This is a genomic window from Mesorhizobium sp. M2A.F.Ca.ET.043.05.1.1, assembly GCF_003952445.1.
In the GTDB taxonomy this organism is placed as follows: Bacteria; Pseudomonadota; Alphaproteobacteria; order Rhizobiales; family Rhizobiaceae; genus Mesorhizobium.
In genome coordinates this window covers 4,485,345-4,505,210 of sequence record NZ_CP034446.1, presented here as the reverse complement: position 1 = coordinate 4,505,210, position 19,866 = coordinate 4,485,345, and the positions used below count along the sequence as shown (strand labels likewise).

Below are 19,866 nucleotides of genomic sequence, written 5' to 3'. Positions count from 1 at the left end.
CCAACGGCTCGGTCGGTCTCGCACGATCTCCCGTCACGGGAGAGTGATGGGTGATGATATCGCAGATGCGAGCGATCTACGTCAACTGTGATCTACTATCATCAAAACTGGCTTGCAATCCGCCTGATGTTGAGTAAGTTGCACCAATTGCCGTGCAAATGGCATTGTCGGGAGGAAAAAATTGAGCGACTCCGGCCGCCAGCGTCAGATCGTCGAGCTATTGCGGGACCGGCCGTTCGCCTCGGTGCGCGAGCTGCAGGAGCGGCTCGGCGTCTCGGCGGCGACGGTCAGGCGCGACATCGACAAGATCGACGAGGCTGGCGAGGCCAGGAAGGTCTATGGCGGCATCTCGGCGCTCGACGGCGCCTCGCAAGCCGGCATCGCCTATGCCAGGCCCTATGACGAGAACCGAGATCTGGCGGTCGATGCCAAACGGCAGATTGCCGCTGTCGCCGCCACCATGGTGCGCGACGGCGATGCGGTCATCGTCCATGGCGGCTCGACCTGCTTCCATCTCGGCGTCAAGCTCGCCGACCGCAACATCCGCCTCTTCACCAATTCCATGCCGCTCGCCGCCTATCTCAGCGACCACGGCCACTGCAGCCTGACCATCGCCGGCGGCGATCTGCACCGCGAGCCCGGCATCATCCATTCGCTCACCCAGGCCACGCCCTTCTATGCCTCGAAGTTCTTTCTCGGCGCGCAGGGGCTGGGCCATGAGGGCGTGCTGGAATCGCATCCGCTGCTGGTGCGCTCGATCGTCGACCTCAGTCTCTGCGCCGACCAGATCGTGGTGCTGGCCGACAGCCGCAAGCTGTCGATCCATGCCCGCAACGTCGCGCTGCCGCTGTCGCGCATCGGCACGTTGGTGACCGATGACGGCCTTTCCGACGCCGACGCGCGCATGCTGGAAGATGCCGGCGTCACCGTGCGTATCGCCTCGCCTTCGGGAGCCGTCCAGTGAAGATGGCGGTGCTCGATTTCGGCAAGACCAACTCGAAGCTGTTCGTCTTCGGGCAGGACGGGCGCATCGTCGACGAACGGCGCACGAAACCTGACTGGATACGTAAGGGCAGCCTCAGTGTGCTTGACGAAGCGGCCCTGCATGACTGGGCGCTGGACGCCGTCGACGAAGCCGCCGATGCCCACGGCATCGAAGGTCTGATGGTATCCGGCCATGGCTGCACCTTCGCGCTGGTCGACGATACGGCGCAGACGCATCCGATCCTCGACTATGAGCAGGAGCCGCCGGCCGATATCGCCGCGCGGATCGATCGCCGCATTCCCGATTTCGCCGAGACCTTCTCGCCGCGCCTGCCGCTCGGCTTCAACTATGGCCGCCACATGCTGTGGCTGAAGGAAGTGGAGCCCGGCGCCTTCTCGGCGGCGAAGGCGATCCTCGGCTATCCGCAATATTGGAGCTGGCGCTTCGGCGGGCGCGCCGTTTCGGAGGTCTCCTATCTCGGCTGCCACTCGCATCTGTGGGCGCCGCGCAAGCGCGACTTCTCCTCGCTGGTCGACGCCGAGGGCTGGCGTGGTCAAATGCCCGCCTTCGCGCGCGCCGGCGCCGTGACCGGCGAGCGGCGCTTTGGCCGGGCCGGCAAGCCGGTCGCTATTCACAACGGCGTCCATGACAGCAACGCCGCGCTTCACGCCTATCGGCGGCAGGATCTCGGACCAGTCACTGTGGTGTCGACGGGCACCTGGGTGATCGTGCTCAACCCGGACTGCCCGCTCGAGGCGCTCGACCGCGAACGCGACATGCTGGTCAATGTCGATGTCGATGGCCGCCCGGTGCCGACCATTCGCTTCATGGGCGGGCGTGAATTCGCCGTGATCAGCGGCGATTGGCAGGGCGTGATCGCGCCCGCCTCAATACAGCGGGCGATCGAGGCCGGCACTATGGCCGTGCCGAGCTTTGCCCCGGGCGGACCGCTGTCGGGCCGGACGGGCGAAATCGTCGGACCGGTTTCCGATGCCGAGGAGCGCGCAGCCGTGGCATTGCTCTATGTGGCATTGATGATCGATCTGTCGCTCGATCTGATCCGTTCAAGCAACACCGTCATCGTCGATGGCGGGCTGAATACCGGCGGTCTGCTCGCCGCCCTGCTGGCCGCGTTACGGCCGGGCCAGCCCTTCAGGCAGGGCGCCACGCTGGAAGGCAGCGCCACGGGCGCCGCGGCGCTTGCCTTCGAGAGCGTTGGCCGCGAGTTCGCCGCCGAGACTCCGGAGCCGGTACGCGCCGCGGACTTCAAGGGTCTGGACCGCTACCGCGACGACTGGCGCGGCCTCATTGCCGGACGCCACATAGCCCGCGCGGCGGCAGGAGCTGCGCAATGAGCGCCGCCGCCCATGTCGAGGCACCGCAAAGGCCGGTGCTGGAGATGCGCCACATCTCCAAGACCTTCGGTCCCGTCCGCGCCCTGCAGGACGTATCGCTCACCGTCAATGCCGGTGAGCTGCATGCGCTGATGGGCGAGAACGGCGCCGGCAAATCGACGCTGATGAAGGTGCTGTCCGGCGCCTATCGGCCGGATGCCGGCGGCGAGATCCTGATCGGCGGCACGCCGGTCGCCACCGGCGATCCGATCAAGGCCCGCGCCCAGGGCATCGCCGTCATCTACCAGGAGCTGTCGCTGGCGCCGAACCTGACGGTGGCGCAGAACATCTTCCTCGGCAACGAGCCGCGCAGGTTCGGCATCGTCGATCGCGACCAGTGCAATCGCCGCGCCAGGGAAATCGTCGAGCGCCTCGGCGTTTCCTTTTCGGCGCGCGCCCTGGTCTCCAGCCTGTCGCTCGGCGAGCGCCAGCTGGTCGAGATCGCCCGCGCGCTGTCGACCAGCGCCCGCATCATCGTCATGGACGAGCCGACCACCTCGCTGACCTCGCGCGAAACCGACCGCCTGTTCGAGGTGATCGCGACGCTGAAGGCGCAGGGCATCGCCATCATCTACATCAGCCATCGCATGGAAGAGGTCTATCAGCTCGCCGATCGGGTCAGCGTATTGCGCGACAGCGGCTATGTCGGCACCCTCGAGCGCGCCGACCTCAACGCCTCGCGCCTGGTCTCGATGATGGTCGGCCGCGATCTCTCGGCCTTCTACAAGAAGGATCACCGGCCGCCGGACAGCCAGCGCCGTGTGGCGCTGTCGGTGCGCGGCATGTCGGACGGCGGATTGCTGAAGGACTGCTCGTTCGATCTTCACCACGGCGAAGTCCTGGCGCTGGCGGGGCTGGTCGGTTCCGGCCGCACCGAGCTCGCCCGGCTGATCTTCGGCGCCGACCGCCGCAGTGCGGGCGAGTTGGAACTCGACGGCAAGCCGATTGCCATTGCTTCGCCGCGCGAGGCGCTGGAGGCCGGCATTGCCTACCTCACCGAGGACCGCAAGGAGCTCGGCCTGTTCCTCGACATGTCGATTGCGGACAACATCAATATGGGCGTGCTTGCGAAGGACGCGCGCGCCGGCGGTTTTCGCGATTTCACCGCCGCCGACAGGCGCGCGGCAAAGGCTATTGCGGACCTCTCGATCCGCACGCGCTCGGCGCAGGCCAATGCCGGCTCGCTGTCGGGCGGCAACCAGCAGAAGGTGCTGCTTGCCCGCCTGCTGGAGACCGAGCCCAAGGTCGTCATCCTCGACGAGCCGACGCGCGGCGTCGACGTCGGCGCCAAGTCGGAGATCTACCGGCTGATCGACAGCCTCGCCGGCAGGGGCATCGCCATCCTGATGATCTCCAGCGAGCTGCCCGAAGTGATCGGCGTGGCCGACCGCGTGCTGGTGATGCGCGACGGCGCCATCGCCGGCGAGGTGACGGCGTCGGAGGGCAGGCCGCTGCGTCAGGAAGAGATCATGGAACTTGCGACGGGAGCGGCCCAGGAAGGACCGACAAGATGACCGACAGCTCAACAGTGGCGAAAGCGGCGGATCAGGCAGTGGTCAGGAGCCGGCGGCTGCGCACGGCCTTCGCCGCGCTCGGCATGCTGCCGGTTCTGGTGCTGCTTGCCGTCGGCTTCCAGTTCATCAACCCGCGCTTCCTTACCGGCACCAACCTGCTCATCGTCAGCCAGCAGTCGTCGATCAATATCGTGCTCGCCGCCGGCATGACTTTCGTCATCCTCACCGGCGGCATCGACCTCTCCGTCGGCTCGATCCTCGCCGCCTCGGCGATGGTCGCGGTGCTGGTGTCGCTGGTGCCGGACTGGGGCATGCTCGGCATTCCGGCCGCCATCCTGCTCGGCCTCGGCTTCGGCGTCATCAACGGGCTGCTTGTCGCCTATATCAAGCTGCCGCCCTTCATCGTGACGCTGGGCTCGCTCACCGCCGTGCGCGGCGTCGCCCGCCTGCTCGGCGAGGACACGACGGTGTTCAATTCCGACCTGCCTTTCGACTTCATCGGCAATGGTTCGCTGTTCGGCATTCCGTGGCTCGTCATCATCGCGCTGACGGTGGTGGTGCTGTCCTGGCTGGTGCTCAAGCGCACCGTGCTCGGCACCTGGATCTATGCCGTGGGCGGCAATGCCGAGGCGGCGCGCCTCACCGGCATCAAGGTGCCGCTGGTGCTGCTCTTCGTCTATGGCGTGTCGGGCCTGCTCGCTGGTCTGGGCGGCGTCATGTCGGCCGCCAGGCTCTACGCCGCCAATGGCCTGCAGCTCGGCCAGTCCTACGAGCTCGATGCCATCGCCGCCGTCATTCTCGGCGGCACCAGCTTCGTTGGCGGCGTCGGCTCGATCTGGGGCACGCTGATCGGCGGGCTGATCATCGCCGTGCTTTCCAACGGGCTCATTTTGGCCGGTGTCTCGGACATCTGGCAGTACATCATCAAGGGTTTGGTCATCATCGTGGCGGTCGCCCTCGACCGTTACCGGCTCCAGGCCGGAGCAAGAACGTGATTGACCTTGGTCGCCGGCCAAGATGAGCCGGATTGTGTGTAACGCACCGTGAGAGGCGCGGAGCAATCGGAGGAAGCAACTAAATGAAGACCATCGCCAAACTTCTCTGCGGCGCGGCTCTCGCGGCCCTCGCCATCGCGCCGGCATCGGCCAAGGACCTCAACAAGGTCGGCATCTCGGTCGGCCTGCTCGGCAACCCCTTCTTCGTCGCCACCATCAAGGGCATCGAGGACGCGGCCAAAAAGATCAATCCGAAGGTCGAGGTAACGTCCGTCTCGGCAGACTACGACCTCAACAAGCAGGTCTCGCAGATCGATTCCTTCATCGCCGCCGGCGTCGACGTCATCATGCTCAACGCCGTCGACGCCAAGGCGATCGCGCCCGCGGTCAAGAAGGCGCAGGCGGCCGGCATCGTCGTCGCCGCCTTCGACGTTTCGGCGCCGGGCGCCGACGTCACCGTGATGACCAACAACGTCAAGGCCGGCGAGGAAGCCTGCCAGTATCTGGTCGACCACACCGGCGGCAAAGGCAACTACGTCATTCTCAACGGCCCGGCCTCGTCGTCGATCCTGGAGCGGGTCAAGGGCTGCAAGAACGTGCTTGCGCAGCATGCCGACATCAAGGTCCTGTCCGACGACCAGAACGCCGAAGGCTCGCGCGACGGCGGCCTGAAAGTGTTCCAGTCGCTGCTCACCCGCTTCGACAAGATCGACGCGGTGTTCGCCATCAACGATCCGACGGCGATCGGCGCGCAGCTCGCCGCCAAGCAGCTCAATCGCTCGGAATTCATCATCACCGCGGTCGACGGCGCCCCCGACATCGAGAAGGAGTTCGCCTCCGGCACCTCGATGATCAAGGCTTCCGCCTCGCAGGATCCCTATGTCATGGCCGGCCAGTCGCTGACGATGGCGGCGGATGTGCTTGCCGGCAAGAAGCCGGCCGAGCCGACCGTGCTGCTCGATCCGAAGCTGATCACCGCCGAGAACCTGAAGGACTACAAGGGCTGGACGGCGGCCCGCTAAAAAGCCTGCTCCCAAGGCTGGCGCGGCCGGATCGGTCCGGCCGCGCCTCATTCATCGGACGGAGATGATCATGTCGCGCATTGGAATCCATTCTTTCGTCTGGTCTGCGAGCTCGGCGCAGGCGGATCTCGAACGCACGCTCGCCAACACCAAGGAAGCCGGCTTCGACCTGATCGAGTTCTCCTATCTCGATCCGGCCGATGTCGATATCGGCAGGCTCGCCAAGAGCATCGCCGATCTCGGCCTTGGCGTTGCGATCAGCATCGGCCTGCCGGCCGATGGCGATATCTCCAGCCCCGACAAGGCGGTCGCCGCGCGCGGCGTCGAGATCCTGAACCGCACTGTCGCCCTCACGCGCGACCTCGGCGGTCAAAAGGTCGGCGGCATCCTCTCGACTAGTCACGGTTTGCAGACCGAAGCACCGACGCGCGACCAGTGGAACCGCAGCGCCGGGACACTTGCCAAGGTTGCCGAGACCGCCAAGGCTGCCGGGGTCACGCTCAATCTCGAAATCGTCAACCGCTTCGAGAGCAACCTGCTCAACACCGCCGCGCAAGGACTGGCCTTCATCGAGGACACCGGCTCCGACAACATCTTCCTGCATCTCGACACTTTCCATATGAACATCGAGGAGGCCGATGTCGGGCTGGCCATCCGCCACGCCGCGAAGAAGATCGGCTATGTCCATATCGGCGAGAGCCATCGCGGCTTCCTCGGCACCGGCAGCATCGACTTCGCCGCGATCTTCGATGCGCTGACGGCGATCGGCTACAGCGACGACCTCAGCTTCGAGTCCTTCTCCTCGGAGATCGTCGACGAGAACCTGTCGCGGAAGACGGCGATCTGGCGCAATCTGTGGACCGACAATATGGAGCTCGCCCGCCATGCGCGCCGCTTCATCGCGGTCGGCCTGGAGACGGCGCGGCGCAAGGCCGATCTCGTCTCGGCTTCGCAGCGGCCCTGAAGCTTCAGGACAATTCGCCGCGCCGCCAGCAGGCGATCAGATGGCCGTCGCCCGCATCGGTGGCGGGCGGTTCCGCTTTCAGGCAACCGGGCTGCGCCAACGGACAGCGGCCGGCGAATGAGCATCCGCTCTTGGACGTGATCTCGGCCGCGATCTCCGCCTGCGCGGAAGCTGCGGGCGCCTCGTCTGAAGACGCCGCCAAAAGCAGCTTCGTGTAGGGGTGGTTGGGCCCGCCAAATACCTGTTCGGATGTGCCGGTCTCGACCAGCCGACCGCGATAGAGCACGCCGATCCTGTCGGCCATGTAACGCACCACCCTGAGATCGTGGCTGATGAACAGGTACGTCGTGTTCCTGTCGCGCTGCAGATCGTTGAGCAGGTTGAGCACCGTCGCCTGCACCGAGACGTCGAGCGCCGAGGTCGGCTCGTCAAGCACCACCACCTTCGGCGCGCCGGCGAAGGCGCGCGCGATCGCCGCCCTCTGCCGCTGGCCGCCGGAAAGCGAGCGTGGCTTCTGTTCGGCGGTCGTGTCGGTCAGCCGGACGGAGCGGAGAAGCTCGGCAACGCGGTTCTTCGCATCGGTCCGGCCAAGGCCGGCAAGCCGCCGCAGCGGCCGGCTGATGATCCGCCCGATCCGGTGGCGCGGATTGAGCGTGCGGTCCGGCGACTGGAAGACCATCTGCACGTCGCGCCGTTCGCCCGGCGCCCGCCTTTCGGCGCGCGGTGCCACCGTCCTGCCGAACAGCTCGACCGAACCTTGGCTCGGCGTCTGCAGCCCGGTCACGATCCTGGCCAGCGTCGATTTGCCGGAGCCGGATTCGCCGATCAAGCCAAAGGTCTCGCCCTGCCCGATGCTGAGGTCGACATTGTGAAGCACCGCCTGGTCGCCGAAGGAATGACAGATGTTCTTGCAGGCGATGGCGATCTGCCTGTCTCTTGGAGCGGCAGGAGCGGGGATCGCCCCGGTACGGCCACGAGCGCTCGTGCCGATTTCAGCCAGCCGCCCGTCACGCTTGGTGAAATTGAGCGCCGGGATCGAGGCGATCAGCGCCTTGGTATAGGCATGGGCCGGGTTCTCGAAGACATCCGTGGCGCCGCCGCTCTCGACCACCGCGCCCGACTGCATCACCGCGACGCGGTCGCAGGAACGGCGAATCAGGTTGATGTCGTGGCTGATGAGAAGAATGCTGGTTTTGTGGTCGCGGCGCAAATCGTCGAGGATGGCGATGACTTCCGACTGCACGCTGGCGTCGAGCGCCGTGGTCGGCTCGTCCAGCACCAGCAGCGTCGGGTCGAGCGCGATGGCGATGGCGATATTGACGCGCTGCTGCATGCCGCCGGAGAGCTCATGCGGATAGAGATCGAGCACCCGCTCCGGATTGGCGACGCGCACACGCCGGAGCAACTCGGCCGAGCGCCAGCGCGCTTCCTCGTGGCGCACCGGGCGATGGCGCATGATCGTCTCGCCGATCTGCCTCCCGATCGTCATGGCCGGACTGAGCGCGGCGCCCGGATGTTGGTAGACAGCCGCGATGCGATCGCCGCGCAGGCCGCGCAGCTCCTCGCCGGAGAGGCCGCGGATTTCCCGTCCCTGGAACTCGATCGCCGAGGCCGCCAGGCGCGCATTACCGGGCAGGTAGCGCAGGATCGCCATGGCCACCGAGCTCTTGCCCGAGCCAGACTCGCCGACCAGTCCCAACGCTTCGCCTTGGCCTATCGAGAGCGACACGCCGTCGACGGCGGATTGCCATCCTCTTTTCCCGCCATAGGCGATGGAAAGTTTTTCCACATTCAGCACCGAAGGGGACATCAAGACCTCGAAATCGCTTTCTGCCGGTGCCCTAATCGAGGGCAATCGCTTCCGCTTGCATAGTATATTATCTCTATAAAATTACTCGAATAAAGCCCAAGCGCAATCTAGCCTTTTGTAAATCGGAGATCGCGGGCCGCCGGACAAAACGGCGCCCGCCTCTCTCCCAGCGATTTGCAAGGAGGCCGGCATGGCGCGAAATCAGTTGATCCTGAGCGCATTCTTCTTCAACCCGCAGGGCGACCATCGCATGTCGTGGCGCCATCCGCGCGCGCCCGGCCGGGAAGTGCTTGGCTTCGATTATTACCGCGAGCTGGTCCAGGCCGCCGAACGCGCCAGGATCGACACCATCTTCGTCGCCGACCATGTGTCCATCTGGGATTCGGTCAAGAGCGGCGTCGCGCATTACGCCAATGCCCGCCTCGAGCCGCTGACGCTTCTGTCGGCACTGGCCGGCGTGACGAAACATATCGGCCTTATCACCACCGCTTCGAGCTCCTACAGCGAACCCTATAATGTCGCGCGCCTGTTCGCCTCGCTCGACCATATCAGTGGCGGCAGGGCGTCGTGGAACGTCGTCACCTCGGCCATGGACGAGGAGGCGCGCAATTTCGGCCGCGACGGCAATATCGAGCACGCCTTCCGCTATCAGCGCGCCGCCGAATTCCTCGATATCGTCAAGGGGCTGTGGGACAGCTGGGAGGACGAAGCCCTGCTGTTCGACAAGGAGACCGGCTACTTCGCCGATCCGGACAAAGTCCATGTGCTCGACCATCGCGGCGCGCATTTCAAGGTGCGCGGGCCGCTCAACGTCTCGCGGCCGCCGCAGGGCCACCCGCTGATCGTCCAGGCCGGTTCGTCGGAAGACGGCAAGAATTTCGCCACCGCCCATGCCGACGCCCATTTCGCCATCTACAGCACCAGGGAAGACGGCATCCGGTATCGCGAGGACATCAACGAGCGCCTCGCCCGTCATGGCCGGCGGCCGGAGAGCTTCAAGATCCTGCCCGGCATATTGCCGATCGTCGCCGCTTCCGAGGCCGAGGCCCGCGACAGGCAGGATTATCTCCAGACGCTGCTGCCGGACCGCGTCGGCATCGATCTCCTGTCGAGCTGGAGCGGCATCGATCTCTCGGCCTATCCGCCGGACGGCCCTCTGCCGCAGCTTCCCGACGAAAGCACCTTCAACGGCGGCCGCACCTCGCTCAACCGCGTCAAGCAGTGGGCGACGCAGAACCTGACGCTGCGCGAGATCGCGCGAAAACTCGCCAACAGCGGTTCGGTGCCGACCGTCGCCGGCACGCCGAAGCAGATCGCCGACCAGCTGCAGGACTGGTTCGAGGTAGGTGCCGCCGACGGCTTCAACCTGATGTTCCCGCTGCTGCCGGAAGACTGGATCAACTTCGCCGAACAGGTCGTGCCGGAGCTGCAGCGCCGCGGCGTCTTCCCGACCGAATACGCGCCCGGAACGCTGCGCGACCGCTTCGGCCTCGCCCGCCCTGCCAACCGCTTCGCCGAGCAGCGCGCCAACCAGCGCGCCGTGTCCTGAGGAGAGCCGTCATGACCGCCGCACCGAGATTGCAGCCGCGCGAGGCGACCGCGCCGCAACTGATCAACGTCCTGCACAGCCCCAAGCGCATCCGCGTCAAGTTCGGCGGCCGCGTCATCGCCGACAGCCGCAACGTGCTGGTGCTGCGCTCCAACCATTTCCTGCCGATCTACTTCTTCCCGCTGGCGGCCGTTGACCAGTCGGTGCTGAAGCCGTCGAAACAGGGCCAGCAGCATCCGATCGGCGGCGAGACGAAATACTGGGACATCGAAGCCGGCGACAGGCGCGCCGCCGATGCCGCCTGGTCGTTCACGGCGCCGCCGGATGAGAACCTCGCGCCGCTCGCCGGCCGCGTCGCCTTCACCTGGAACCTCGTGGACCAGTGGTTCGAGGAGGACGAAGAGGTCTTCGTCCATGCCCGCGATCCCTATGCGCGCATCGACGTGCTGCAGAGCTCCAGCCATGTCGAGATCTGGTTCGACGGCGAGCCGATCGCCGACAGCCGCCGTCCCGTGCTGCTCTTCGAAACGCACCTGCCGACGCGCTTCTACCTGCCGCCGGAGGATGTCCGGCTCGACCGGTTGAGGGCCTCGTTGACGAGGACCCGATGTCCCTACAAGGGCATCGCGTCCTACTGGTCGGGCGTGCTCAAGGACGGTTCGCTGCGCGAGGACATCGCCTGGGCTTACCGCGATCCGATCGCCGAGATGCCGAAGATCAAGGGCCTGATCGCCTTCTATCCGCAAGCAGTCGACCGCATCCATCTCGACGGCCAGCCGGTCTGATCCGGCCCCGTCTTCTCCGCTTCATTTCAGAAACCACGATTTTCACAGAGGCAAAAATGACCAAACGCAACGAAATCGACGCCCTTCGCAATCTCTCCGGCGACATCTGGAACGTCGCCGTCGACGAATACGCCAAGGGCTATCTCAAGCGTCGCGACCTGTTGAAATACGCCGCGCTCATCGGCCTGACCGGCTTTGCGGCTTCGCAAGGCCTCGGTTTCTCCCGGGCCCGCGCAGCTGCCCCCGGCGGCACTGTTCGCGTCGGGCTCGGCCAGCCGACCAAGGCGATCGATCCGGTCACGGTCACCGATCCGGCCAGCATCGGCGTGCTCAGCCAAGTCGGCGAATATCTCATCCTCGACGATCCCAAAGACGGGCTGCAGCCGAAGCTCGCTTTGTCCTGGGAAGCCGACGAGACGGCCAAGCGCTGGACTTTCAAGCTGCGGCCCGGCGTGAAATTCCATGACGGCCGCACCGTCACCGCCAAGGACGTGGTGGCGAGCTTCGAGCGTCTGGTCGATCCGAACAGCGGCTCCTCGGCGCTCTCCGCCTACAAGGGCATCCTCTCCAAGGGCGGCGCCAAGATCGTCGACGACGAGACGGTCGCCTTCGATCTCGACCAGTCGAACTCGAATTTCCCCTTCTATGTCTCCTCCGACGTCTACAACGCCGTGATCCTGCCGGCCGACTATGCCGGCGACTTCGAGAAGAATTTCAACGGCACCGGTCCGTTCAAGCTCGAATCCTTCCGTCCCAAGCAGGGCGCCAGCTTCGTGCGCAATCCCGATTACTGGGGCGACAAGGCGCTGCCCGACCGGGTCGAGATCAAATTCTTCGACGACGAGCAGGCGCAGGTCGTGGCGCTGCAGGCCGGCCAGCTCGACGTCATCCCGAGCACCACGCGCCTGGAACTCGCGATCGAGGGCAATGCCAATTTCAAGCTGCTCAGCGTCCAGGCGAGCTCGCACGACGCCGTGCATCTGAGGACCGACCAGGCGCCGTTCACCGACAAGCGCATCCGCCGGGCCCTGGCTCTCACCCTCGACCGCGAGGCCATCGTCAAGGGCCTGCTCAAGGGTCGCGCCATCGTCGGCAACGACACCCCGTTCGCGCCGATCTTCCCCTCGGCCGATCCGTCGGTGCCGCAGCGCAAGCAGGACATCGCCGAGGCCAAGCGTCTGCTCGCCGAGGCCGGCGTGCCCAACGGCTTCGAGGTGACGCTGACCACCGAACGCGCCTACGACATTCCCGACTACGCCGTGATCATCCAGAACTTCGCCAAGAAGGCTGGCATCGACATCAAGCTCAATGTCCTGCCGCAGGATGCCTATTATGGATCGGCGACCTTCGGCAGCTCGCCATGGCTCGATTCCAATCTCGGCATTACCGATTTCGGCCATCGCGGCACGCCCGACATCTTTCTCAACGCGACGCTGAAGAGCGACGGCGCGTGGAACGCGGCGCATTTCAAGAATGCGGACTATGACGCGTTGCTGGTGGAATACGGCAAGGCCCGCGACCTGCAGACGCAGCGCATCGCGGCCGGCAAGATCCAGACCCTGCTGCTCGACGAGACGCCGGAGATCATCAGCTACTTCTCGCAATACAGCCGCATCTCCAGCGCTAAAGTGGAAGGCGTGCGCTTCACCGCGATCTCGCATCTTCTGCTCGACCGCGTTTCCTTTGTCCAGGCATGACGACCAAACCGGAGGGCCGGAGCCGGATGCTGACCGGCCGCACCTTGTCGGCGCGCGCGGCTTCGCTGCTCCTCACCTTGTGGCTGGTCAGCGCGCTGGTCTTCCTCGCCGGGCAGGTCCTGCCCGGCGATGTCGCGCGCGTCATGCTCGGTCCCTTCGCCGATGCGCAGGCCGTCGCGGCGCTGAACAGACAGCTCGGCGCCGACCAGCCCGTCCTTGTCCAATATTGGCGCTGGTTCAGCGCGGCGCTTGGCGGCGACTTCGGCACATCGCTGTCCATGCGCGCGCCGGTCGCACCCTTCGTGCTGGCAAGCCTCGGCCGCTCGGCGGCCCTTGCCGGCATCATCCTTTTGTTTCTTGTGCCGCTGGGCGTCGGCGCGGGCATCGTCGCGGGCTTGAACCAGGGTCGGCTCGCCGATCGGCTGATCGTGCTCGCCGGCATCTCCTTCGGCATCGTCCCGGATTTCGTCTCCGGCCTGCTCCTGCTCCTGGTCTTCGGCCTGTGGCTGGACTGGCTGCCGATCACCGGTGCCGCGCCCGATGGCGTAGGCTTCTGGACGAGCGGTTACTATCTGATCCTGCCGGCGCTGCCGCTGGTGCTCAACCTCGCCGGCTATCTGGCGCGCATGACGCGGGCCGGCGTCATCGAGGCGCTGGCCGCCGACTATACGCGCACCGCCATCCTGAAAGGGCTTGATCGCCGGCAGGTCATTGTCCGCCACGTGCTGCCCAACGCGCTGACGCCGACCATCGCGGTGCTGGCGACGCAGAGCGGCTACATGCTCGGCGGGCTGGTGGTGATCGAGGCGCTGTTCGGCATCCAGGGCCTCGGCAATCTTGTGCTCAATGCCGCCAAGTCGCGCGATTTCCCGATGCTGGAAGCAGGCGTGCTGGTCATGGCGACGATCTTTGTCCTGTCGGCCGCGGCCGGGGATCTCGTCCAGGCGCTGCTCGACCCGCGGCAGCGGCGGCGGGCGTCGTTATGATGGATCTCCTGGAGTTCCCGGCGCCGTCGCACGCGCCCGATGTCCTGCGGGTCGCCGGCAGGCTGGGCCGCGCCGTTCGCGGCCTTCCCGTCTCCGTCATCATCGGATCGCTGATCCTCGCCTTCTGGATCGCCTGCGCCCTGTTCGGCGACCGGCTGGTTCCCTACGACCCCTATGCCGAGGATTTCCTCGCCACGCTGACGCCGCCGGACGCCGCGCACTGGTTCGGCACCGATCATCTCGGTCGCGACGTGCTGTCCCGCATCATCGTCGGATCGCGCGACATCCTGCTGGTCGCGCCGCTCGCGACGTTGGGCGGCGTTACCGCTGGCACCATCATCGGCCTGGTGCTTGGCTATTTCGATGGGCTGGTCGACGCGGTCGGCGCCAGGCTGCTCGACACGCTGATGGCCTTCCCCTTCATCGTATTGGTCACCATGACGCTGGTTGCGCTCGGGCCCTCGAACCTGACCGTCATCCTGGTGATCGCCATCGCCTATGCGCCGCTGGTGGCCAGGACCGTGCGCGCCGCGGTGCGCGAGCAAAAGGGGCGCGAATATGTCAGCGCGGCCCGCCTCGGCGGCGAGAATGCCTTGGCCATCATGGTGCTCGAGATCCTGCCAAACATCAGGGAGACGATCCTGATCGAGCTCGTCACCAGGCTCGGCTACGCTTTCTTCTCGATCGCCACGCTGAGCTTTCTCGGCCTCGGCATCCAGCCGCCCTCGGCCGACTGGGGCCTGGCGGTCGCCGAAGGTTACGGCTTCCTCACCGGCGGCAAATGGTGGGTCGTCGTCTTCAACTCAGCCGCGATCGTCTCGCTGGTCATGGCGACCAACCTCATCGCTCAAGGTATCGGCGCCTTCGAGAATAGCGAACGGTGATTTGACCTTCTGAGGCTCGCGCTCTGCTAGACTCCCGTTGATTCGTCTCGACAGGGAACGGCATGAGCAAGGCCCTCGGCACATTCGCACTGCTAACGGTTCTGAGCGCATTGCTGATGGCGCTCTCTTTGGCGGTTGCCAGGCACGGCTATCCCTACGGCGCGTTTGGCGTGAAGCGGCTCGACGGCATCGCCGACGCCGGCTCCTTCCTGGCCATCGCCGCCGTCTATTTCTTCGGCGCCATGCTGATGATGGTCCTGCCGATCCGGGCCGCCGGCATCGTGCTGACCCATGCCGCCGACGCGATCTTCTGGGCGACGATCATGCTGTTCGCGACCATTGTCGGCGCGCTGATCGCCAGATGGGCCTTCGGCCAGCACGAGGTGCTTTGGGCGCTCTTCAACTGGCGCTTCCTGTTCGTCGCGGCTATCGTGGCGGCACACCTCACCATGAACGAGCTTCGCCGCAACGTCCTGCTCAGAAGCCTGTTCTTCGTCGTGTTCGGCGCGGTCACGCTCGCCTGCCTGTCCTGGTCGTTCTCGACCTGACGCGAACCGGCTCTAGGTTTAAGATCGCGGGTAGACCTCCTCCCGGACAATGACTATATCATTTGTCTGACAATTGACCCGGCCAGAGGCCGTCGCGACCAAAACCCAAGGAAAAACAAGATGACCCTGCACCGCAAGAACCTGATCGACGGCGAGTGGCTCGGCGAGGCCGGCTCGCGCAACATCAACCCCTCGAACACCAACGACGTCGTCGGCGAATACGCTTCGGCCGGCCCGGAGGAGGCAAAGCAGGCCATTGCCGCCGCCAAGGCCGCGTTTCCGGCCTGGTCGCGCTCGGGTCCGCTGGCCCGCCACGCGGTGCTGAAGAAGACCTCCGACGAGATCATGGCGCGCAAGGACGAGATCGGCCGCTCGCTCGCGCGTGAAGAAGGCAAGACGCTGGCCGAGGGTGTCGGCGAGACGATCCGCGCCGCGCAGATATTCGACTTCTTCGCCGGCGAGACGCTGCGCCTGTCGGGCGAGATGGTGCCGAGCGTGCGGCCGGGCGTCGGCGTCGAGATGACCCGCGAGGGTGTCGGCGTCGTCGGCATCATCACGCCGTGGAATTTCCCCATCGCCATTCCCGCCTGGAAGATCGCGCCGGCGCTCGCCTACGGCAACACGATCGTCTTCAAGCCGGCTGAGCTGGTTCCCGAAAGCGCCTGGACCATCGTCGACATCCTGCACCGCGCCGGCCTGCCCAAGGGCGTGCTCAACCTCGTCATGGGCAAGGGCTCGGTGGTCGGCCAGGCGATGCTCGACAGCCCCGACGTCAACGCCATCTCCTTCACCGGCTCGGTCGGCACCGGCAAGCGCGTCGCCGCGGCAAGTGTGGAGCATATGCGCAAGTTCCAGCTCGAGATGGGCGGCAAGAACCCGCTGGTCGTGCTCGACGATGCCGACCTCGCGGTCGCCGTCGACTGCGCCGTCAACGGCGCCTATTTCTCGACTGGACAGCGCTGCACGGCATCCTCGCGCCTGATCGTCACCGACGGCATCCACGACCGTTTCGTCGACGCCGTGAAGGAACGCCTGGACAAGCTGGTCATCGGCGATGCGCTCGACGCCAAGACCCAGATCGGCCCGGTCGTCGACCAGACCCAGCTCAAGCAGGACGAGGATTACATCGCCATCGGCCGGCAGGAAGGCGCCGAGCTTGCCTTCGGCGGAGATCGTCTGGAGCGCGGCACGCCGGGCTTCTACCTGCAGCCGGCGCTGTTTGTTGGCTCCAACAATGCCATGCGCATCTCGCGCGAAGAGATCTTTGGCCCGGTCGCCAACGTCATCCGCGTCAAGGATTATGACGAAGCGCTCAGCGTCGCCAACGACACGCCGTTCGGCCTCACCTCGGGCATCTGCACCACCAGCCTCAAGCATGCCACGCATTTCAAGCGCAATTCCGAAGCCGGCATGGTCATGGTCAACCTGCCGACGGCGGGCGTCGACTTCCACGTGCCGTTCGGCGGCCGCAAGGGCTCGAGCTACGGTCCGCGCGAGCAGGGCCGCTACGCCATGGAGTTCTACACCACGGTGAAGACCGCCTATACGTTCGCCGGCTGATCCAAACCGGGAGGGGATCGATGAGCGTGGCCGACATGACATGGCTCAACCCGCCGCCGCACCACGCGGTCGGCGACGGCACGCTCACCGTCCGCACCGGCAAGGATACGGATTTCTGGCGCGAGACTTTTTACGGCTTCTGGCGCGACAACGGCCATTTCCTCTACCGTCCCGTCGAGGGTGACTTCAGTGCCGAGGTCACCGTCAAGGGCGACTACAAGGTGCTCTACGATCAGGCGGGGCTGATGCTGCGCCTGAGCGAAACGCATTGGATCAAGGCCGGCATCGAATACACCGACGGCCTGGCCTATTTCTCGGTCGTCGTCACCAACGACACCTCCGACTGGTCGCTTGTCGCCATCGCCGCCGGCAAGGACGGGGTCAGGATCCGCCTGACCCGCCACGCCGAGGCGATCCGCATCCAGTATCTGGATGCCGCCGACGGCCATTGGAAGCCGGTGCGGCTGGCCTATTTCCCGGTCTCGAAGTCGGTCGATGTCGGCATGATGTGCTGCTCGCCGCAGCGCGAGGGTTTTGAGGTGACGTTTTCCGATTTTACCATCGCGCCGGCGATTTCGCGGGACCTGCACGACTGACATCGGGAGCGGTTGTGGACAAACCCACCCTTCTCTTTGCGCACGCTGACGAAGCTGTTGAGGTCGAAACTGTTGTCTCCGGCGCAGCGGTTTCCGCCCGGAACTGCGCTTGGCTATTCTGATCAGACCGGCGCCGGGACGCGGCCATTGGCAGGCCTCTCGTCCTCGGCCGGAACGGCCACCCTGCGGCGCCGGAAAGCCGGCAACGGGGTCAGCCTGAACAGGCCGTAATAGACGATGAAGGACGCCGTGAAGTAGGGGCCGAGCATCTCGACCTCGAAGAAGGAGCGGATCAGCATCAGTCCGATCGCGCCGGCAAGCACCACCGAATCGGCGCTCCAGTCGCCGAACACCACTTTCGACACATGGCCATAGAAAGCGCGCAGGATGACCAGCGCCAGCAGGGTGGCGCCGATGAAGCCGATTTCCACCAGCGTCTCGACATAGGTGTTGTGGAAGTGGAAACCCGTGCGGGTCGAGATATAGAATTCCGCCCACAGCCGCTCCGGATCGGCAAAGCCCTGTACCCAGTAGGCGGCATAGCCATAGCCGAGCAGCGGATGCTGCTGCGCCGCCTCCCAGCCCTGCTCCCACAGATAGGTGCGGCCGGTGAGCGTCGAATCCTTGCCGAAGATGCCGAGCACGACATCCAGCAGGCCCAGGTTGAGCGCTGCCACGACAGCCGTCACCAGCGCACCGGCGCCGACAACGAACAGCACGCGGCGATAGCGCAGCGACAGCACCTTGCTCATGGTGAGCAGCGACACGACGCCGATCACGGCCGGCAACGAGGCCACGGACGTCGCCGAATGGGCGATTGCCAGCATGTAGACCGACAAAAGCATGATTGGCGCGGTCCAGGCGAAGCCCAGCCAATTGCGCCGATAGAAGACCAGGAACGCAAGGCAAAAGAAGATGCCGAGCGAGGCGAAGAAGCCGACCTGGTTCTTGGAACCGAAGGCACCGACGAAATTGACGGTGCCGTCCATGATGTCGAGCGCATAAGCGCCGACTTTCATTGAATAGAGCAGGACGACGAAGATACCGATCAGCGAGCCCGCCAGCAGCGTGCGCACGCTGATGGTGCGCGCCGCGACATAGGCGCAGACGATGTGCGAGGTATATTGCACCGCCGCGCGCGCGCTGATGCCCGCCGCCTGGGACCAGAACACCGAGAGGCAGACATAGAGCGCAAGCGTGATCGGCAGCCACGCCGCGGAAAGCCTCCAGGTGAAGCGCCGGTAGTCCACGAACAGCAGCGGCAGCCAGACGGCATAGTAGGCGAGGATCAGGATCTGGCCGAAATTGGGCGAATAGGCGAAGGCGATCACGGAAACCGCGACCGCGAAGGCGCCGTAGGTCTCGTTGCGATCGGGATCGATCAGAATGGATTTCGGAATCTTCATGCCGGATTTTGTCCGTTGAGCCCTTCTTGAGTGAGCCGCGCTAAGCCACGGCTCGCGCGCGCTGCATCTGCCGCTGCAGGAAGCGCCGCACCGGCTCGTCATAAACGCGCGTGGCGATGTCCGCGATCACGACGACCGAGACCGCCATGACGATACCGAACCAGGGATGGTGCGCGAAAGGATCGATGGAGAAGGCCTTGCCGGCTCCGGCGATGATCATCAGCATCGGCGTGTGGATGATGTAGATCGGGTAGGAAATCCGCCCGAGCCAGCCATAGAAGCCTGACAGAAGCGGTGCGGTCGGCGCCACCGCGCCGGTCGCCACCATGATTGGGAAGACGATGACGATTGCCGCAAGATCGTAGACAACGCGCGCGCCGCCGGCCGGTGCGATGGCGAAGACGGCAAGGGTGAGCAGGATCGCGCCTTCGACCCACAAGCCGCGCCGCAGGAAGCCGAGACTGCCCTGCCAGCGCGCCATGGAGCGGCAAAGCAGCACCCCGAGGAAGAACGAGAAGGTGACGCGCGGCAGCCCGCTGACGATGGTCTTGCCGGTCATGCCGAAATCCAGCGTGCCGGCGAAAACAGAGGCAGCGACGAGCAGGACCAGGCTAACGACGACGATCCCCGTCAGCATCCGCCGTGACAAAAGGACGAACACCGCGACATAGGCGATGTTGACGATCAGCTCGAAGAACAGCGACCACGAAGCGGGGTTGAGCGGGAAGATCGTGTGATAAGCGTCGCTGACCAGCGGGATGAAGAACATGCCTGTCGTCAGCTGCAGGCCGACCTCGGACAGCGGCATGTACTCGGCCGGCATCAGCCTGTTCTTGACCAGCAGATAGAAGAAGCCGAGCAGCGTGCCGGCGAGATAAAGCGGATAAAGCCGGATCAGGCGGATCGCCACGAACGAGCCGAAGCCCATGCCGTTCTCGATCGTGCGGTCATAGGCATGCGCTATGACGAAGCCGCTCAGCAGAAAGAAAAGGTCGACCGCGAGATAGCTCGACGGCAGCACCTTGCCATCGGCCAGGAACGGCGAGAAGTGATAGAGCATGACGCTGATCGCCGCCACGCCGCGGATGGCGTCGAGATTCAGATACACGTGACGCGGGGCTGCGGGCTGCATGTTATGCCTTCAAGCGGTCCAAACAAGATCGCCCGCCCC

General features: G+C 65.3%; 17 protein-coding genes. 14 read left to right on the top strand and 3 right to left on the bottom strand.

Features of this window, described 5'->3' with window-relative positions; genetic code table 11:
• Positions 1-181 precede the first annotated feature (181 nt).
• The 6 genes from EJ069_RS21805 to EJ069_RS21780 all read left to right on the top strand — a co-directional run bounded on the left by EJ069_RS21805 (position 182) and on the right by EJ069_RS21780 (position 6,874).
• On the top strand, positions 182-964 hold the full coding sequence (locus EJ069_RS21805; RefSeq protein ID WP_126063063.1) for a DeoR/GlpR family DNA-binding transcription regulator: 783 nt from the start codon (positions 182-184) through the stop codon (positions 962-964).
• Positions 961-2,340 carry a carbohydrate kinase gene (locus EJ069_RS21800; RefSeq protein ID WP_126063062.1) on the top strand — a complete coding sequence of 460 codons (1,380 nt, stop codon included), beginning with the start codon at positions 961-963 and terminating at the stop codon, positions 2,338-2,340. Before EJ069_RS21805 ends, EJ069_RS21800 begins: the two co-directional genes overlap by 4 nt.
• The gene (locus EJ069_RS21795; RefSeq protein ID WP_126063061.1) at positions 2,337-3,893 is read left to right on the top strand and encodes a sugar ABC transporter ATP-binding protein; all 1,557 of its coding nucleotides are present in this window, start codon (positions 2,337-2,339) and stop codon (positions 3,891-3,893) included. The genes EJ069_RS21800 and EJ069_RS21795 overlap by 4 nt, the downstream gene beginning before the upstream one ends.
• Positions 3,890-4,888 (top strand): ribose ABC transporter permease, encoded by a 999-nt coding sequence (locus EJ069_RS21790; protein ID WP_126063060.1) that lies wholly within the window; start codon positions 3,890-3,892, stop codon positions 4,886-4,888. The genes EJ069_RS21795 and EJ069_RS21790 overlap by 4 nt, the downstream gene beginning before the upstream one ends.
• Before the next feature lie 83 nt (positions 4,889-4,971).
• Positions 4,972-5,910 (top strand): ABC transporter substrate-binding protein, encoded by a 939-nt coding sequence (locus tag EJ069_RS21785; RefSeq protein ID WP_126063059.1) that lies wholly within the window; start codon positions 4,972-4,974, stop codon positions 5,908-5,910.
• Between the two features lie 70 nt (positions 5,911-5,980).
• Entirely contained in the window at positions 5,981-6,874 is an 894-nt protein-coding gene (locus EJ069_RS21780) for a sugar phosphate isomerase/epimerase (RefSeq protein ID WP_126063058.1), read from the top strand.
• A 4-nt stretch (positions 6,875-6,878) separates the two neighbouring features.
• Here the strand turns inward: EJ069_RS21780 and EJ069_RS21775 are convergent, their stop codons facing one another.
• The gene (locus EJ069_RS21775) at positions 6,879-8,684 is read right to left on the bottom strand and encodes an ABC transporter ATP-binding protein (protein ID WP_126063057.1); all 1,806 of its coding nucleotides are present in this window, start codon (positions 8,682-8,684) and stop codon (positions 6,879-6,881) included.
• Positions 8,685-8,874: 190 nt separating this feature from the next.
• Between EJ069_RS21775 and EJ069_RS21770 the strand changes: the two genes are divergently transcribed.
• The 8 genes from EJ069_RS21770 to EJ069_RS21735 all read left to right on the top strand — a co-directional run bounded on the left by EJ069_RS21770 (position 8,875) and on the right by EJ069_RS21735 (position 17,289).
• Positions 8,875-10,233, top strand: coding sequence for an LLM class flavin-dependent oxidoreductase (locus EJ069_RS21770; RefSeq protein ID WP_126063056.1), 1,359 nt, complete (start codon positions 8,875-8,877; stop codon positions 10,231-10,233).
• 11 nt (positions 10,234-10,244) lie between these two features.
• Positions 10,245-11,018 (top strand): DUF427 domain-containing protein, encoded by a 774-nt coding sequence (locus EJ069_RS21765; protein ID WP_126063055.1) that lies wholly within the window; start codon positions 10,245-10,247, stop codon positions 11,016-11,018.
• Positions 11,019-11,074: 56 nt separating this feature from the next.
• Complete coding sequence (locus EJ069_RS21760) at positions 11,075-12,715, top strand: ABC transporter substrate-binding protein (RefSeq protein ID WP_126063054.1); 1,641 nt, start codon at positions 11,075-11,077, stop codon at positions 12,713-12,715.
• Between the two features lie 26 nt (positions 12,716-12,741).
• Positions 12,742-13,701: an ABC transporter permease gene (locus EJ069_RS21755; protein ID WP_126063053.1), complete on the top strand. Its 960-nt coding sequence runs from the start codon at positions 12,742-12,744 to the stop codon at positions 13,699-13,701.
• On the top strand, positions 13,698-14,585 hold the full coding sequence (locus EJ069_RS21750) for an ABC transporter permease (protein WP_126063052.1): 888 nt from the start codon (positions 13,698-13,700) through the stop codon (positions 14,583-14,585). The genes EJ069_RS21755 and EJ069_RS21750 overlap by 4 nt, the downstream gene beginning before the upstream one ends.
• Positions 14,586-14,647: 62 nt before the next feature.
• The gene (locus EJ069_RS21745) at positions 14,648-15,133 is read left to right on the top strand and encodes a hypothetical protein (RefSeq protein WP_126063051.1); all 486 of its coding nucleotides are present in this window, start codon (positions 14,648-14,650) and stop codon (positions 15,131-15,133) included.
• A 120-nt stretch (positions 15,134-15,253) separates the two neighbouring features.
• Positions 15,254-16,693, top strand: coding sequence for an aldehyde dehydrogenase family protein (locus EJ069_RS21740; protein WP_126063050.1), 1,440 nt, complete (start codon positions 15,254-15,256; stop codon positions 16,691-16,693).
• A gap of 20 nt (positions 16,694-16,713) precedes the next feature.
• Positions 16,714-17,289 carry a DUF1349 domain-containing protein gene (locus EJ069_RS21735; protein ID WP_126063049.1) on the top strand — a complete coding sequence of 192 codons (576 nt, stop codon included), beginning with the start codon at positions 16,714-16,716 and terminating at the stop codon, positions 17,287-17,289.
• Positions 17,290-17,411: 122 nt separating this feature from the next.
• Here the strand turns inward: EJ069_RS21735 and EJ069_RS21730 are convergent, their stop codons facing one another.
• Both EJ069_RS21730 and EJ069_RS21725 read right to left on the bottom strand, forming a co-directional pair.
• Positions 17,412-18,695, bottom strand: a complete 1,284-nt coding sequence (locus EJ069_RS21730; RefSeq protein ID WP_126063048.1) for an O-antigen ligase — start codon at positions 18,693-18,695, stop codon at positions 17,412-17,414.
• Between the two features lie 40 nt (positions 18,696-18,735).
• Positions 18,736-19,827, bottom strand: a complete 1,092-nt coding sequence (locus tag EJ069_RS21725; RefSeq protein ID WP_126063047.1) for an acyltransferase — start codon at positions 19,825-19,827, stop codon at positions 18,736-18,738.
• Positions 19,828-19,866: the final 39 nt, after the last annotated feature.

Bases quoted from the DNA above. Each gene is read 5' to 3' on its own strand.
- EJ069_RS21795 (WP_126063061.1), top strand. From the start codon at position 2,337: ATGAGCGCCGCCGCCCATGTCGAGGCACCGCAAAGGCCGGTGCTGGAG.
- EJ069_RS21790 (WP_126063060.1), top strand. From the start codon at position 3,890: ATGACCGACAGCTCAACAGTGGCGAAAGCGGCGGATCAGGCAGTGGTC.
- EJ069_RS21785 (WP_126063059.1), top strand. From the start codon at position 4,972: ATGAAGACCATCGCCAAACTTCTCTGCGGCGCGGCTCTCGCGGCCCTC.
- EJ069_RS21780 (WP_126063058.1), top strand. From the start codon at position 5,981: ATGTCGCGCATTGGAATCCATTCTTTCGTCTGGTCTGCGAGCTCGGCG.
- EJ069_RS21775 (WP_126063057.1), bottom strand. From the start codon at position 8,684: ATGTCCCCTTCGGTGCTGAATGTGGAAAAACTTTCCATCGCCTATGGC.
- EJ069_RS21770 (WP_126063056.1), top strand. From the start codon at position 8,875: ATGGCGCGAAATCAGTTGATCCTGAGCGCATTCTTCTTCAACCCGCAG.
- EJ069_RS21765 (WP_126063055.1), top strand. From the start codon at position 10,245: ATGACCGCCGCACCGAGATTGCAGCCGCGCGAGGCGACCGCGCCGCAA.
- EJ069_RS21760 (WP_126063054.1), top strand. From the start codon at position 11,075: ATGACCAAACGCAACGAAATCGACGCCCTTCGCAATCTCTCCGGCGAC.
- EJ069_RS21755 (WP_126063053.1), top strand. From the start codon at position 12,742: ATGCTGACCGGCCGCACCTTGTCGGCGCGCGCGGCTTCGCTGCTCCTC.
- EJ069_RS21750 (WP_126063052.1), top strand. From the start codon at position 13,698: ATGATGGATCTCCTGGAGTTCCCGGCGCCGTCGCACGCGCCCGATGTC.
- EJ069_RS21745 (WP_126063051.1), top strand. From the start codon at position 14,648: ATGAGCAAGGCCCTCGGCACATTCGCACTGCTAACGGTTCTGAGCGCA.
- EJ069_RS21740 (WP_126063050.1), top strand. From the start codon at position 15,254: ATGACCCTGCACCGCAAGAACCTGATCGACGGCGAGTGGCTCGGCGAG.
- EJ069_RS21735 (WP_126063049.1), top strand. From the start codon at position 16,714: ATGAGCGTGGCCGACATGACATGGCTCAACCCGCCGCCGCACCACGCG.
- EJ069_RS21730 (WP_126063048.1), bottom strand. From the start codon at position 18,695: ATGAAGATTCCGAAATCCATTCTGATCGATCCCGATCGCAACGAGACC.
- EJ069_RS21725 (WP_126063047.1), bottom strand. From the start codon at position 19,827: ATGCAGCCCGCAGCCCCGCGTCACGTGTATCTGAATCTCGACGCCATC.